The organism is Chthonobacter albigriseus (genome assembly GCF_013839445.1).
Classification (GTDB): domain Bacteria; phylum Pseudomonadota; class Alphaproteobacteria; order Rhizobiales; family Pleomorphomonadaceae; genus Chthonobacter; species Chthonobacter albigriseus.
Genome location: NZ_JACDIT010000006.1, coordinates 157,012 through 170,494 on the forward strand (window position 1 = coordinate 157,012; position 13,483 = coordinate 170,494).

The window sequence follows — 13,483 nt, forward strand, 5'->3', positions numbered from 1 at the left end:
GTGGTTGGCGTCAGTTGAGCCGCTTCTGCGGAGTCAGCCAGGCGGCCGCGAACGCCGCGCTGTGCTGGGTATTTCCGGCCAGGAACATGCAGATCATCGTCGTCGCGTACTCGCCGTCCTCCCAGTCCGAGAACACCTGGTATTGGTAGGCGAACGGCGGCACGTTGGCGCGCAGCCAGTTCTGCACTTCCACGATCCGCTCGTCTTCTCCGAAGGGGGCCTCCAGCACGAACATCTGGCTCACATCCTCGACAAAATCGAGCGCCTCGATGTCCTCCTGGTCCGCAACGATCACCGACAAGCCCATGGTCCTGCTCCGCGCCTCACTTGAAGGAACAACGCGCGGAATGCTGGCAGGATCCGTCGGACCGCAGATCGGGACGTTCAGCGCGGCAGGGAAGCGTAGTAGTCGGCCAATGCCTCCATCTCCGCCTCGGTCATCCGCCGCGTCATGAAGCGCATCTCCTCGTGCGCCCGCTGCCCGCTGTGAAAGGCCCTGAGCTGCGACAGCAGATAGCCGTAGTTCTGGCCGGCGAGATGAGGCACCAGCGTGTCGGGCGCCAGCCCCTCAGGCCCGTGGCAGGGAGCGCAGGCCGCGACGAGGCCCGCGAGGTCCACGGATTCGGCCGCCCGGCTTGGCAACGCCATGGCCGCCAACACTGCGGCAAGCACGACGACATCGATCCGCATGGCAACTCCGCTCTCCAGGGCCGGGCCCCGGTGGTTCAAACGGACGCGCTGGACGGCGCCCCGCTCTCGAACTAGCTTCACCCCCTCGACTTCGGCAAGGACCCCTCCATGCTTTTCGCCGTCACCTGCATCGACAAGACCGGCCACGCGGCCGTCCGCACCGACAACCGGTCGTCCCACCTGGAATTCCTCAAGGCCAACGCGGACGCCGTCAAGATCGCCGGCCCGATGCTGACCGACGACGGCGCCGGCATGGTCGGCTCCCTGCTGGTGATCGAGGCCGCGGACCGGTCCGCCTTGGACGCGCTTCTCGCGGAAGATCCCTACGCCAAGGCCGGGCTGTTCGAGCGGATCGAGATCCGCCCCTGGCGCTGGGTCATCGGCAATCCCGGCTGACGCACCCATGGCCCACTGGCTCTACAAGTCCGAACCGGCGGCCTGGTCCTGGGACCAGCAGAAGGCCGCCGGGGCGGCCGGCACTCCGTGGACCGGCGTGCGCAACTATCAGGCCCGCAACTTCATGCGCGCCATGCGGATCGGCGACCGCGGCTTCTTCTACCACTCCAACGACGGCCTCGCTGTGGTCGGCCTCGTCGAGGTCTGCGCTCTCTCCCACCCCGATCCGACCACCGACGATCCGCGATGGGACTGCGTCGACATTCGCGCCGTGGCGGACATGCCGCGGCCCGTTACCCTGGCCGCCATCAAGGCCGAACCCCGCCTTTCCGCCATGAGCCTCGTCACCTCCTTCCGCCTCTCGGTCCAACCGGTCACCGACGAGGAATGGGCGATCGTCTGCGAGATGGGTGGCCTGCCCCCGGACAAGTCATGACCCGGGAGGGGTCGCGTCCATGATCGAGCCGACACGCGACCCCGAGGCCTTCATCCGCGCGGAGACACGCCTCTCCGCACCGCCCCACGTACCGGAGATCCGGCTGCATCTGGCCGACGAAGCCGTCGACCTCTGGCACCGGACCGAGGAGGAACTGGGGGAGATGGGCCTGCCGCCGCCCTATTGGGCCTTCGCATGGGCCGGCGGGCAGGCGATTGCGCGCTACGTGCTCGACCACCCCGAGACCGTCCGCGGCCGCACAGTCCTCGATTTCGCGTCTGGCTCAGGCATTGTGGCCATCGCCGCCGCGATGGCCGGCGCGGCCCGGGTGCTTGCGACCGACATCGACCGTTTCTCGCTGGTCGCCATCGGTTTGAACGCGGTGGCCAACAAGGTGACGGTTGAGACAACCGGGCGCGACATCCTCTCCTCCGGCCCCGCCGGCTTCGACGTCGTCCTCGCGGGCGATGTCTTCTACGAGAAGCCGATGGCCGACAGGGTCGAACCCTTCCTGAAACAGGCTCAGGCGGAAGGCGCCCTTGTGCTCTTCGGTGATCCCGGGCGGAGCTACCTGCCGAAGGCGGGCATCGAGGCGATCGCCGAGTACCGGGTGCCGGTAACCCGCGCGATCGAGGACAACGAGGTCAAGCACACCAGGGTCTGGCGCTTCCTATGATCCGCGCGCACCGGCCCGCACCCTTCTGGCGGGCGGTTGCTGCATCGCACCCTACGAAGTGATGAGCGGGAAAACAGCCATCAGGGCTATTCCGGTGAACGAAAGTTCGACGGTTGACCCGTGGACGCCCCCCGGCCGCTTTCGCATAATGCGGCCCGAAATGGAGGCCGCCGGGGCCGAGGAGAAAACCCGCGGCCGCAAGGGAGGATCGTCATGTCGGTCGAGTTGTTTCCGGTTCCGGAGTCCGTCGCCAGGACGGCCTTGGTCGATGATGCCAAGTATCAGGAGATGTACCGCCGTTCGGTCGAGGATCCCGAGGGCTTCTGGGGCGACGAGGGCAAGCGGCTCGACTGGATTAAGCCCTACACCAAGGTGAAGAACACCCGTTACGCGCCGGACGTTTCGATCAAGTGGTTCGAGGACGGCACGCTCAACGTGTCCGCCAATTGCGTCGACCGCCACCTTGCGACGCGCGGCGACCAGACCGCCATCATCTTCGAGGGCGACGATCCGAACGACAGCCGCCACATCACCTATCGGGAGCTGTCCGAGGAGGTGAACCGCTTCGCCAACGTTCTGAAGGCGCACGGCGTCAAGAAGGGCGACCGCGTCACCATCTACCTGCCGATGATCCCCGAGGCGGCCTACGCGATGCTGGCCTGCACCCGGGTTGGGGCGGTCCATTCGATCGTCTTCGCCGGCTTCTCCCCGGACAGCCTCGCCGGGCGCATCGAGGACTGCGAGTCCAAGATCATCCTCACCGCCGATGAAGGCCTGCGCGGCGGCCGCAAGGTACCGCTGAAGGCGAATGTCGACGCGGCCCTGAAGAAGACCCCCGGCGGCGAGAAGGTGATCGTCGTCAAGCGCACCGGCGGCGCCATCGCCATGACCGAGGGTCGTGACTTCTGGTATTCGGACGAAGCTGCCAAGGTTTCCGCCGATTGCCCGCCCGAGGAGATGAACGCGGAGGACCCGCTGTTCATCCTCTACACCTCCGGATCGACCGGCAAGCCGAAAGGCGTGCTGCACACCACAGGCGGCTACCTCGTCTACGCTTCGATGACGCACCAGTATGTCTTCGACTACCACGACGGCGACGTCTACTGGTGCACTGCCGACGTCGGCTGGGTCACAGGTCACAGCTACATCGTCTACGGACCGCTCGCCAACGGGGCGACCACCCTGATGTTCGAGGGCGTGCCCACCTATCCAGATGCCGGCCGCTTCTGGCAGGTGATCGACAAGCACAACGTCAACATCTTCTACACCGCACCGACTGCCATCCGCTCGCTGATGGGTGCCGGCAACGACCACGTCACCAAGACCAGCCGCAAGTCCTTGAGAATTCTGGGTTCCGTCGGCGAACCGATCAACCCGGAAGCCTGGCTCTGGTACTACAACGTCGTCGGCGAGAAGCGCTGCCCGATCGTCGACACCTGGTGGCAGACCGAGACCGGCGGCATCCTGATCACGCCGTTGCCGGGCGCGACCGCGCTGAAGCCGGGTTCCGCGACCCGCCCGTTCTTCGGCGTCAAACCGGCAGTCGTCGATGCCGAAGGCAAGTTCCTGGAAGGCGCGACCGAAGGCAACCTCGTGATCACCGACAGCTGGCCCGGCCAGATGCGGACAATCTACGGCGACCACGAGCGCTTCGAGCAGACCTACTTCTCCACCTACAAGGGCCTCTACTTCACCGGCGACGGTTGCCGGCGCGACGCCGACGGCTACTACTGGATCACCGGCCGCGTCGACGACGTCATCAACGTCTCCGGCCACCGCATGGGAACCGCCGAGGTGGAGAGCGCCCTGGTCGCCCATCCCAAGGTCTCGGAAGCCGCCGTCGTCGGATATCCCCATGATATCAAGGGCCAAGGCATCTACTGCTACGTCACGCTGATGGCCGGCGAGGAGCCGACCGAGGCGCTGAAGAAGGAACTGAAGGACTGGGTCCGCCGCGAGATCGGTCCGATCGCGACCCCCGACCTCATTCAGTTCTCGCCCGGCCTGCCCAAGACCCGCTCCGGAAAGATCATGCGCCGCATCCTGCGCAAGATCGCCGAGGACGAGTTCGGCAGCCTGGGCGACACCTCCACGCTCGCCGATCCGGGCGTGGTGACCGACCTGATCGACAACCGGCAGAACCGCAAGGCCGGTTGAAAAATCCCGGTTTTCTGAGGAAAATTGCATTGCCGAACCTGCCCTCCCGCACTGCGGGAGGGCTTTTTCGTTGCATCCCGCGTCGTCCGGGGTGATCATGACGTTAGCATGACCACTCGGACGCGGAGGCTCGGTTGACCGAGAGAGTGGACGACGAAGAGCAGCGGCTCGCCCCCGTGGTGCCCTTGCGGGCAAGCCCGCCCGAAGCGGGCTCCCCGGCCGCGCCGAGCCCGCACCGGGAGCCGCCCTATACCGCTTTCGACCGACGGGAACTCTCTGAAATCCTGAAGCTTTACGGCCGCATGGTGGCCGCCGGCGAATGGCGCGACTATGCCATCGACATGCTGAAGGACAGGGCGGTCTTCTCCGTTTTCAGGCGCTCTTCGGAGATGCCGATCTACCGGATCGAGAAGAACCCGAAGCTCGCCCGCCGCCAGGGCGCCTATGCGGTGATATCCCAGACCGGGATGATCCTGAAGCGCGGCCCCGACCTCGCCCGGGTGCTGCGGGTGCTCGACAAGACCCTCAAGCTGGTCGACGCCTGACCCCGGTTTGTCGTGGAAGGTGTAGTCGCGTTTTCCGGCGCGACACCCGGCTACGTAGCCCCGCTCACGGTGCCGACGCGTCGCCCTCGCCGATCGCCCGTTGCATCAGCACCTGGTCGAGCCATCGCCCGTGCTTGAACCCCACCGAGCGGGCGACACCGATCATCGCGAACCCCATCGCCCGGTGAAGACCGATCGAGGCGGCGTTGTCGCTGTCCCCGATCACCGCGATCATCTGACGGAACCCTCTATCCCCGGCCGCGGCGATCAGCCCGGACAGGAGAGCCCGCCCGACACCCGCTCTTTGAATGCTCGGATCGACATAGATCGAGTTTTCGATGGTGTACCGGTAGGCCGCCCGCGGCCGGTAGGCGGAGGCGTAGGCATAGCCGGCGAGCCGGCCGGCGACCTCCGCCACCAGATAGGGATAGCCGCCGCCGAGGATCGTCTCGGCCCGCCGCGCCATCTCCGCCTCGTCGGGCGGCTCCAGCTCCCAGGAGGCGGTGCCATGGATAACCGCATCGGCATAGATCGCGCGGATCGCCGGAATGTCGGCCGGAGCGAACGGGCGGAGGACGGCGGTGGCGGTCATCGGGACCTCGGGCAGGCTGGCGGGCGGCGGAGCCCGGCGAGTAGCACGCGGCCCCGCATCCGCGGAAGAGGCCCCGGAACGACGAAGGGCGCGGGAGTTGTCCCCGCGCCCTCCATCCGGTCCATACTCGGCTCGACCTTAGCGGCGTTCGCCGAACAGCTGGAGCATCATGACGAACATGTTGATGAAGTCGAGATACAGCGTCAGCGCGCCCATGATGGCCTTGCGGCCGGCCGTCGCGCCGTCGTCGCCCGCGAAATACATCTCCTTGATGCGCTGGGTGTCGTAGGCGGTGAGGCCCGCGAACACCAGAACGCCGATCACCGACACCGCGAAGGCGAGCGCCGAGGAGGCCAGGAAGATGTTGACGATCGAGGCGATGATCACCCCGAACAGGCCCATGATCAGGAACGAGCCCATCGCCGAGAGATCGCGGCCGGTGGTGTATCCGTAGAGGCTGAGCGCGCCGAAGGCGGCCGCCGTCACGAAGAACACCTGGCTGATCGACGTCGACGTGTATACCAGGAAGATCGACGACAGCGACAGACCGACCAGGCCGGCATAGATCCAGAAGGTGAGCTGGGCGGCGCCGACGCTCATCTTGTGGATGCGGAACGACAGGAACATCACCGCGCCGAGCGGCGCGAAGATCAGCACCCAGCGCAGCGGACTGGCGAACAGGAGCTGGCCGAAGGACGTCAGCGCGAGGCCTTCCGAAGTCTCCACGACGGCGGCCGAGAAGGCGCCATAGGCGGCCAGACCGGTCACCAGCAGACCGATCGCCATGTAGTTGTAGACCTTGAGCATGTACGCGCGGAGACCCTGATCGATCTCCCCGGCGTAGCCGTGCGACGTCACGCCCGGGCGGGCGCCGACGTTCGGATCGGGGTACGGCATGGACATGAAACCTTTCGTGCATGCCGGCCAGGCATCAGTCGGGCGGCCGGCAGGAACCCTTGCCCGTCAATATGGCGGTTCGCTTGCCAGCGAACAAGGTAGGGAATTCAAGGGTCCGCGCCGAACGCCGATGCGCATCGGGCACGGAGCCACCGCCCCTTCGACCGGCCCGGCGATTCTGCCGGTCGCCAGCGACGGTCACCAACTGTCAGGGATTTTGCCGTATTCACCAAGGGACGGCATCCGGAACTGGCGGGCGCGGGCCGGTGAACCGCGGCGCCAGGTGATCATCCCGCGTGCCGAAGGAGAGTCGATGCGGATCGAGCGTGCGGTCAAGCGACGCCTCTGCAGCCTGCCGGCAACCGTCTACTCGGACGGCTTGCGGACCGACTGCGCGATTCTGGACATCAGCGAACGCGGATGCCAGTTGGAGGGCGATGTGTTCGGACTTGGCAACGAGGTCGAGATCCACTTCCAGGATGCCAAGCTCTGCGTTCCCGGAACCGTCGCCTGGAAGACCTACATGCGGGTCGGCATCCACTTCAAGGCTACCATCGGCCTGTCGGAGAAATGATCCGGCGATGCTAGTTCTCCTCACCGACACTTCCGAGATCGCCCGCCGGACCTGCGAGGTCCTCGGCACGAGCGGCGCGATCCGGCAGATCAATCTGAAACAGGCGCCGCCGCTTCTCACCGACTCCGTCGAAGGCTGGATCTTCGCCGCCGATCTGGACCAGGAGGGTACCGTGACGGCGGGCATCCGGCATCTGCGCGAGCGCGCCCTGGAGCAGCCGCTGATCGTCGTCACCGCCCGGCGCGACGTGAAGACGTCGGCCCGCGCCAGCGCCCTCGGCGCCACGCGCGTGCACGAGATCTCGAACGCCGCAGGCCTGCTGCGCGATCCGATCTTCGCCAATCGGTTCATGGCGATGCCCTCGCCGTTCAGCAACGATCCCGTGCTGATGGCGGCGATCGCCGGCACGGTGGCAATCGTCACGGAAACGATGACCGGCCGGGCAACGACGTCGGCGTCCGAGGACCTGAACACCGCCATCGACGCCGCGATCGCATCGCTGCAGACCAAGGGGGTGGCCGCCTGGCTGAAGGCGCTGGAGGCGGTCCACAGCCCCACCTACAGGCACGTGCTGCAGGTTCTGGCCTTCGCCGTCTCTTTCGGCACCCTGACGAAGCTGCCGCCCCCGCTTTTGCGGAAGTTGGCCGCCGCCAGCCTCCTCCACGACATCGGCAAGGCCAAGCTGCCGGTCGAGATCCTGAACCGGGCCGACCGGACCGCACCGGGCGACGACGCGATCCTGCAGACGCACGTGAAGCTCGGCTTCGAGATGCTCCGCGCCTACGGAGAGCGCGACTTCGACATCCTCGACGCGGTTCTTCACCATCACGAATACATGGACGGCAGCGGCTATCCCCACCGCATGAAAGGCGCCCAGATCCGTCCTCTCACGCGGATGCTGACGATCGCCAACCACTACGCCAACCTGATCGAGCAACGCCCGTCCCGCCCGGTCCGCACCAAGCAGGACGCCTACAAGCGCCTGCAGGCGATGGGCCACAAGCTGGACCTCGGCCTCGTGGCCACCTTCAAGGGCGTGGTCCGGTAGCGCACCGATGACGGCTCATCCTCGCCGACCCTTGACACCCGCCCGCTTTTCGCTGAAAACCCGGCCATTCGAGAGGTCAACCGGTCGATGAGCCGTTCCGTATCCAACCGTCATGACGTCAGCGCCGTCCGGGCTCTCCCGGCGGGCGTACAGGCGTGCATGACGACGGGGACGAAAACCACGACCACGACGTGATCGACCCTCTCGCTCCCCGCAACGTCCTCCTCGGGGTTCGAGGGGGCGGGCGGCGAGCCTCTCGGGATCGGTGATCCGACCCGCCGGGCAGCCGGACCTGAAGCGGGGGACGGTCCGGTCAAGAAAAGGTTCTCCATCATGGGTTACAAGGTCGCCGTCGTCGGTGCCACGGGCAACGTGGGCCGGGAAATGCTTGCCATCCTGGAAGAGCGCGGGTTCCCCGCCGACGAGGTCGTGGCGCTGGCTTCGCGCCGCAGCCAGGGCACGGAGGTCTCCTACGGCGACAGGACGCTGAAGGTGAAGACGCTCGACACCTACGACTTCTCGGACACCGACATCTGCCTGATGTCGGCCGGTGGATCGGTGTCGAAGGAGTGGTCGCCGCGGATCGGCCAGCAGGGCTGCGTGGTGATCGACAACTCCTCGGCCTTCCGAATGGACCCGGACGTGCCGCTGATCGTGCCCGAGGTCAATGCCGACGCCGCCGCCGGCTTCACCCGCAAGAACATCATCGCCAACCCGAACTGCTCCACCGCGCAGCTGGTGGTGGCGCTGAAGCCGCTGCACGACAAGGCCCGCATCAAGCGCGTGGTGGTGGCCACCTACCAGTCCGTTTCCGGCGCCGGCAAGGACGCCATGGACGAGCTGTTCACCCAGACCCGCGCGGTGTTCGTCTCCGATCCCGTCGAAGCCTCCAAGTTCCCCAAGCGCATCGCCTTCAACCTGATCCCCCAGATCGACGTGTTCATGGAGGACGGCTACACGAAGGAGGAGTGGAAGATGGTGGTCGAGACCAAGAAGATCCTCGACCCCAAGATCAAGCTGACCGCCACCTGCGTGCGCGTGCCGGTGTTCGTCTCCCATTCCGAGGCGGTCAACATCGAGTTCGAGGAACCGATCACGGCGGACGAGGCGCGCAACATCCTGCGCGAGGCCCCCGGCTGCCTCGTCATCGACAAGCACGAGCCCGGCGGCTACATCACGCCCTACGAGGCGACCGGCGAGGACGCCACCTACATCAGCCGCATCCGCGAGGACGCGACGGTGGACAACGGCCTCTCCATGTGGATCGTCTCCGACAACCTGCGCAAGGGCGCGGCCCTCAACGCGGTGCAGATCGCCGAAGTGCTGGTCAACCGCGGCCTAATCAAGCCGAAGAAGAAGGCCGCCTGAGCGGCATCTACAGTGAAGTCGAGCGTAAAGGCCGGGCCAAGCGCCCGGCCGTTTCCATTTGTGCTTGTGATTTCGACGGATGTTTGCTAGTCACACCGCCGTTCGTCCACTCTGACCGGGGAGACATGCCATGCTTGCAACGATGATCGTCCCTGGCCTGCAGGGAACCTGACGGGAAGAGCCGCATAGCGCGCACCCGTCACCGTTTCAGAGATCCTGGCTGATTAAGCCAAGAACGGACGTCCCATGTCTGCCCTGTCTTCCGTTGCCGCGTTTCGCGGCGGCATCGTCACGCCTTCTTTCTCCAATCTGGAGCGGCGACTGCGCCGGTTTGATCCCGACGTTCGGCCAGCCGTGTACGCGATCGCCACGCAGCACCGCTACCTCGCGGATCTCGCGAAATCATATCCGGGGCTCCTGTTCTCTCTGGCCGTTCCCGCCAGTTGGAGCAGCCCCGCCCGCAACGCGAGGACCGGACAAGCTGCCGCTGCGATCACCCGAGGCGAGAGCATCGACCGGGCCGCTTCGCTCATCGGCCTACCCCGCTGGCTTCGCGCTCTGCCGCCCGAAGCCTATCGGCGTCCGCTTGGCACTCTGCCGACGAGCGATTTCTTCAGGGTCCGCATCGCTAACCTGCTGCCGAAGCGTCGTTCGCAGGCCGCTGCCTGGCTGGAAACGGTCATGGAAGCCGCGGAATGGGGCGACGAGACCTACGCGTTGTGGACGGCCCGGGTCGAGACACGCGACAAAAACCCGTTTCTAGTATCGCGTCGTTATCGCCGGGACCGGCGCAACCTGGCGCTCTGGGCCTGGTATTCGCAGCGTCCGGCCACCGTAGCTGGCGTGTGGTGCGAACGGCGCTGGCAACCGACGATGGGTGGGGTCGGAGCCATCGGCGAGGCTCGCGCGTGGAAAGATCGAGTCGATCTGGAGCTGGAGCTGGCTGGCCTTGAGATCGCCGATCTCTGGCTGGAGCCGGGCGAGGCGCTCGGCTACCACTTCGTTCCGCTCGCCACGGTGTCGGCCATCGACGACGAGGCAAGACGGATGGATCACTGCATCCGCACCTACGGCGATTGCGTGGCACTGGGCCAGTCGCGGCTATGGAGCATCGAGCAAGACGGGCGACCTGTCGCCAGCCTCGAACTGGCAACAGGCCGGTCTCGGGCGCCGATCGTCAAGCAGCTCCGCGGCATACGAAACGCAGCGGTCGATGACGACGTCTGGGTGGCCGTCCATACCTGGATCCGCGCTCAGCCGTTTCGCCTTATCGATGTGCCCGACCGGCCGTTAGCGTATCAGATCCCCCTCGACCGGCTGACGTGGCAGCGCGTCTGGCGGCCCTATTGGCTGGAGAAGCGGCGGATCCCGTCATGGCTGCCACTCTCGGCAACCGCCGGCGACCTCTACGCGATCTGAACCGGATCCATTGTATTGCCAATAGGGACGGCGGCCGTGGCAGCCGCCGTGCTCGACATCGATGGCCGGCCGGACTATCAGCATGCAATTCGCCCACCCCCCTCGAAAGCCCTCCCCGCGATGAAAACCCGCCTCGACGGTCTGGCGCTTCTCGTGCTGGTGCTCTGCTGCGCGTCCTGGGGGTTCAACCAGGTGGCCGTGAAGGCGGCGCTGGAGGGGATTCCGCCGGTGCTTCAGATGGGCCTGCGCTCGGCGGTCGCCGGGCTGCTGGTCTGGGGCTGGTGCCTCCTGCGCGGCGTCCCGCTCATGGAGCGCGACGGCAGCCTCCTGCCGGGGCTGCTCCTCGGCACCTTCTTCGGGCTGGAGTTCCTGGTGCTCTTCATCGGGCTCGGCTACACCACCGCCTCGCACGGCGCGATCCTGCTCTATCTCGCCCCGTTCATGGTGGCGGGGCTCGCCCATGTGATGCTGGGCGAGCGGCTGACGGTGCTGAAGGTGACTGGCCTCGCGGTGGCCTTCGCCGGCGTGGTGCTGCTGTTCTCCGGCAGCGGCGAAGCGGCGGCCGGCCCGCACCAGCTCTACGGCGACGTGCTCTGCGTGCTGGCCTCGGTGGGGTGGGCCTTTTCCACCATCCTCATCAAGAAGACGGTGCTGTTGAAGATCCCGGCGGAGAAGACGCTGCTCTATCAGCTCGCCGTCTCCGCCGCGATGGGCCTCGTCGTCTCGGTCGCGCTGGGCGAGCCAGCAGCCGATTTCAGCACCGCCCCGGTGGTCTGGTCCTTCGCCTACCAGACGCTCTGGGTCGGCAGCGTGACCTATATGATCTGGTTCTCGCTGATGCGGATCTACCCCGCCTCGCTGCTGACGGCGGCAAGCTTCATGACGCCGATCTTCGGCGTGATCGGCGGCATCGTCTTCCTCGCTGAACCACTGACGTGGAACCTGGCGGCCGCCGTGGCGCTGGTGGCGCTCGGCATCGTCCTCGTCAACCGCCCGCAGGCCGCGCAGGCTGCAGCGGCCTGACCTCAGGGGCAGGGATTGCCGAACCGCTGATGGAGGTCGTCCACCGCGGCCTGCATCTCCCGCGTCCACTTGAGCGAAGCGGCGGCGAGCGCATCCTCCAGCTGGTCCATGGTGGTCGCGCCGATCAGGCTGGAGGTCACCACGCTCTGGTTCGCCACGAAGGCGTTGGCGAACACCGCCGGCTTGACGCCGAAGTCGCGCGCGAGCTGCACGTAGGCCGAGACGGCTGCCGCCGCGTGCGGCTTCTCGTAGCGCTGCAGCCGGTCGAACAGCTGCTTGCGGCTGCCCTCCGGCAGGCCACCGTTCTCGTACTTGCCGGAAAGGTACCCCTGCGCCAGCGGCGAGTAGGCGATCAGCGACACGTCCTCCCGCTCGCCGACTTCCGCCAGCGCGCCCTCCCACGTGCGGTTGACGAGGCTGTAGGCGTTCTGGATGGAGACGACGCGCGGGCCGATCCCGGCTTCCGCGGCGACCAGCCAGCGCATCGCGCCCCAGGCGGATTCGTTGGAAAGGCCGATGTAGCGCACCTTGCCGGCCTTCACGACATCGGCGAGGGCGGCCAGCGTCTCCTCGATCGGCGTCTCGTCCGCCATCCGCTTCGGCGAGGTCCAGCGGGTGGGGTTGGAACCGAAGCCCGGCGTCGCCCGGTCCGGCCAGTGCACCTGGTAGAGGTCGATCACGTCGGTCTGCAGCCGCTTCAGGCTCTTGTCCACCGCCTCCTCGATCTGCCCGCGGACGAGCCGTCCCTCGACGCCGCCGTCCCGGAACCAGCGCATCTCCGACCGGCCGATCACCTTGGTGGCGATCACCACGTCGTCGCGCCGCCCGCGCGCCTTCAGCCACGTGCCGATGATCTCCTCGGTGCGGCCCTGCGTCTCCGCCTTCGGCGGGATCGGATAGAGCTCGGCCGCGTCGAGGAGGTTGACCCCGGCCGCCACCGCCCGGTCCATCTGGGCGTGGCCCTCGGCCTCGGTGTTCTGCTGGCCGAAGGTCATGGTTCCGAGGCCGATCACGCCGACGTGGATGTCGGTCCGGCCGAGGCGCCGCTGCTGCATGGACGAGAGCTCCGCTGAGGGGCTCAGATCAGGTTGGGCGTCAGCGCGTTCACGTCGGTGACGCCGACGTCGAGGCCGGCCTGGCTGAACAGCGTGGTGATCTGGCCGCGATGGTGGGTCTGGTGATTGAAGAGATGGGAGAAGATCGAGCCCAGCGACTTCTTCTGCGTCTCGCCGTTCGCCCGGGTGAACGTGACTAGCACGTCGAAATCGGCCGCGTCGAGACCGCCGACGTAGGCCTCGATCGCGGCATCGAGGCGCTCCCTGAGGAGGCGAAGCTCGCCGAGGTCGAGGCTGAGGATCTGGTCGAGCGTCTTCGGCGGCGTGATCGACAGCACGTCGGTGAGCGCCGGCTCGGCCTTGTCGAGCGCGCGCAGTCGCTGCAGCCACATGATGTCGGTGACGGCGAGATGGTTGAGCGTGCCGATCACCGACTTGAAGAAGGCGCCCCGGTCGGCCGTCAGCTCGCCCGCCGGCAGCTTGGCGGCGGTGTCGTAGACCTTGGCGTTCATCCACGTGTTGTAGCGCGCCATCAGCCGGCAGTGGTCGAGGAAGGTCGTCATCGGGAACTCCGTGGGAGGGGCGAGGCAAGGCGTCGCCCTGCCTA

At 66.7% G+C, this 13,483-nt stretch carries 16 protein-coding genes; 10 read left to right on the forward strand and 6 right to left on the reverse strand.

What is annotated here, in order from left to right:
• Positions 1-10: 10 nt before the first annotated feature.
• Together HZ321_RS16125 and HZ321_RS16130 are read right to left on the reverse strand one after the other, a co-directional pair.
• Positions 11-307: a hypothetical protein gene (locus HZ321_RS16125; protein ID WP_181703411.1), complete on the reverse strand. Its 297-nt coding sequence runs from the start codon at positions 305-307 to the stop codon at positions 11-13.
• Between the two features lie 77 nt (positions 308-384).
• Positions 385-690: a c-type cytochrome gene (locus tag HZ321_RS16130; protein ID WP_181703412.1), complete on the reverse strand. Its 306-nt coding sequence runs from the start codon at positions 688-690 to the stop codon at positions 385-387.
• A gap of 108 nt (positions 691-798) precedes the next feature.
• On the opposite strand from HZ321_RS16130, the gene HZ321_RS16135 reads away from it, so the two are divergent.
• The 5 genes from HZ321_RS16135 (at position 799) to HZ321_RS16155 (ending at position 4,900) form a co-directional block, all read left to right on the forward strand.
• Positions 799-1,086, forward strand: a complete 288-nt coding sequence (locus HZ321_RS16135) for a YciI family protein (protein WP_181703413.1) — start codon at positions 799-801, stop codon at positions 1,084-1,086.
• A gap of 7 nt (positions 1,087-1,093) precedes the next feature.
• Entirely contained in the window at positions 1,094-1,522 is a 429-nt protein-coding gene (locus HZ321_RS16140; RefSeq protein WP_181703414.1) for an EVE domain-containing protein, read from the forward strand.
• A 19-nt stretch (positions 1,523-1,541) separates the two neighbouring features.
• Complete coding sequence (locus HZ321_RS16145; RefSeq protein WP_181703415.1) at positions 1,542-2,198, forward strand: class I SAM-dependent methyltransferase; 657 nt, start codon at positions 1,542-1,544, stop codon at positions 2,196-2,198.
• 213 nt (positions 2,199-2,411) lie between these two features.
• Positions 2,412-4,355: an acetate--CoA ligase gene (gene acs, locus HZ321_RS16150; protein ID WP_181703416.1), complete on the forward strand. Its 1,944-nt coding sequence runs from the start codon at positions 2,412-2,414 to the stop codon at positions 4,353-4,355.
• Positions 4,356-4,540: 185 nt separating this feature from the next.
• Positions 4,541-4,900 carry a DUF2794 domain-containing protein gene (locus HZ321_RS16155; RefSeq protein WP_194304050.1) on the forward strand — a complete coding sequence of 120 codons (360 nt, stop codon included), beginning with the start codon at positions 4,541-4,543 and terminating at the stop codon, positions 4,898-4,900.
• A 64-nt stretch (positions 4,901-4,964) separates the two neighbouring features.
• On the opposite strand, the gene HZ321_RS16160 is transcribed toward HZ321_RS16155, so the two are convergent.
• Both HZ321_RS16160 and HZ321_RS16165 read right to left on the reverse strand, forming a co-directional pair.
• The gene (locus tag HZ321_RS16160; RefSeq protein ID WP_181703417.1) at positions 4,965-5,492 is read right to left on the reverse strand and encodes a GNAT family N-acetyltransferase; all 528 of its coding nucleotides are present in this window, start codon (positions 5,490-5,492) and stop codon (positions 4,965-4,967) included.
• A 138-nt stretch (positions 5,493-5,630) separates the two neighbouring features.
• Positions 5,631-6,395, reverse strand: a complete 765-nt coding sequence (locus HZ321_RS16165; RefSeq protein WP_425305413.1) for a Bax inhibitor-1/YccA family protein — start codon at positions 6,393-6,395, stop codon at positions 5,631-5,633.
• Positions 6,396-6,702: 307 nt separating this feature from the next.
• On the opposite strand from HZ321_RS16165, the gene HZ321_RS16170 reads away from it, so the two are divergent.
• From HZ321_RS16170 to HZ321_RS16190, 5 genes are all read left to right on the forward strand, one after another.
• Positions 6,703-6,963 (forward strand): PilZ domain-containing protein, encoded by a 261-nt coding sequence (locus tag HZ321_RS16170; protein ID WP_181703418.1) that lies wholly within the window; start codon positions 6,703-6,705, stop codon positions 6,961-6,963.
• A 7-nt stretch (positions 6,964-6,970) separates the two neighbouring features.
• Entirely contained in the window at positions 6,971-8,011 is a 1,041-nt protein-coding gene (locus tag HZ321_RS16175; RefSeq protein ID WP_181703419.1) for an HD-GYP domain-containing protein, read from the forward strand.
• A gap of 333 nt (positions 8,012-8,344) precedes the next feature.
• A complete protein-coding gene (locus tag HZ321_RS16180; protein ID WP_181703420.1) occupies positions 8,345-9,379 on the forward strand; it encodes an aspartate-semialdehyde dehydrogenase in 1,035 nt (344 codons plus the stop codon).
• 246 nt (positions 9,380-9,625) lie between these two features.
• The gene (locus HZ321_RS16185; protein ID WP_181703421.1) at positions 9,626-10,798 is read left to right on the forward strand and encodes a PcfJ domain-containing protein; all 1,173 of its coding nucleotides are present in this window, start codon (positions 9,626-9,628) and stop codon (positions 10,796-10,798) included.
• Positions 10,799-10,918: 120 nt separating this feature from the next.
• A complete protein-coding gene (locus tag HZ321_RS16190; protein ID WP_181703422.1) occupies positions 10,919-11,821 on the forward strand; it encodes a DMT family transporter in 903 nt (300 codons plus the stop codon).
• Positions 11,822-11,823: 2 nt separating this feature from the next.
• Here the strand turns inward: HZ321_RS16190 and HZ321_RS16195 are convergent, their stop codons facing one another.
• Together HZ321_RS16195 and HZ321_RS16200 are read right to left on the reverse strand one after the other, a co-directional pair.
• Entirely contained in the window at positions 11,824-12,876 is a 1,053-nt protein-coding gene (locus HZ321_RS16195) for an aldo/keto reductase (protein WP_181703423.1), read from the reverse strand.
• 23 nt (positions 12,877-12,899) lie between these two features.
• The gene (locus HZ321_RS16200; RefSeq protein WP_181703424.1) at positions 12,900-13,439 is read right to left on the reverse strand and encodes a DinB family protein; all 540 of its coding nucleotides are present in this window, start codon (positions 13,437-13,439) and stop codon (positions 12,900-12,902) included.
• Between the last annotated feature and the right edge of the window lie 44 nt (positions 13,440-13,483).

What these genes read in the sequence shown, in the direction of transcription:
- HZ321_RS16125 (WP_181703411.1), bottom strand. Translation starts at nt 307, where the DNA reads ATGGGCTTGTCGGTGATCGTTGCGGACCAGGAGGACATCGAGGCGCTC.
- HZ321_RS16170 (WP_181703418.1), top strand. Translation starts at nt 6,703, where the DNA reads ATGCGGATCGAGCGTGCGGTCAAGCGACGCCTCTGCAGCCTGCCGGCA.
- HZ321_RS16135 (WP_181703413.1), top strand. Translation starts at nt 799, where the DNA reads ATGCTTTTCGCCGTCACCTGCATCGACAAGACCGGCCACGCGGCCGTC.
- HZ321_RS16185 (WP_181703421.1), top strand. Translation starts at nt 9,626, where the DNA reads ATGTCTGCCCTGTCTTCCGTTGCCGCGTTTCGCGGCGGCATCGTCACG.
- HZ321_RS16140 (WP_181703414.1), top strand. Translation starts at nt 1,094, where the DNA reads ATGGCCCACTGGCTCTACAAGTCCGAACCGGCGGCCTGGTCCTGGGAC.
- HZ321_RS16175 (WP_181703419.1), top strand. Translation starts at nt 6,971, where the DNA reads ATGCTAGTTCTCCTCACCGACACTTCCGAGATCGCCCGCCGGACCTGC.
- HZ321_RS16190 (WP_181703422.1), top strand. Translation starts at nt 10,919, where the DNA reads ATGAAAACCCGCCTCGACGGTCTGGCGCTTCTCGTGCTGGTGCTCTGC.
- HZ321_RS16180 (WP_181703420.1), top strand. Translation starts at nt 8,345, where the DNA reads ATGGGTTACAAGGTCGCCGTCGTCGGTGCCACGGGCAACGTGGGCCGG.
- HZ321_RS16145 (WP_181703415.1), top strand. Translation starts at nt 1,542, where the DNA reads ATGATCGAGCCGACACGCGACCCCGAGGCCTTCATCCGCGCGGAGACA.
- HZ321_RS16130 (WP_181703412.1), bottom strand. Translation starts at nt 690, where the DNA reads ATGCGGATCGATGTCGTCGTGCTTGCCGCAGTGTTGGCGGCCATGGCG.
- HZ321_RS16200 (WP_181703424.1), bottom strand. Translation starts at nt 13,439, where the DNA reads ATGACGACCTTCCTCGACCACTGCCGGCTGATGGCGCGCTACAACACG.
- HZ321_RS16195 (WP_181703423.1), bottom strand. Translation starts at nt 12,876, where the DNA reads ATGCAGCAGCGGCGCCTCGGCCGGACCGACATCCACGTCGGCGTGATC.
- HZ321_RS16165 (WP_425305413.1), bottom strand. Translation starts at nt 6,395, where the DNA reads ATGTCCATGCCGTACCCCGATCCGAACGTCGGCGCCCGCCCGGGCGTG.
- HZ321_RS16160 (WP_181703417.1), bottom strand. Translation starts at nt 5,492, where the DNA reads ATGACCGCCACCGCCGTCCTCCGCCCGTTCGCTCCGGCCGACATTCCG.
- acs (WP_181703416.1), top strand. Translation starts at nt 2,412, where the DNA reads ATGTCGGTCGAGTTGTTTCCGGTTCCGGAGTCCGTCGCCAGGACGGCC.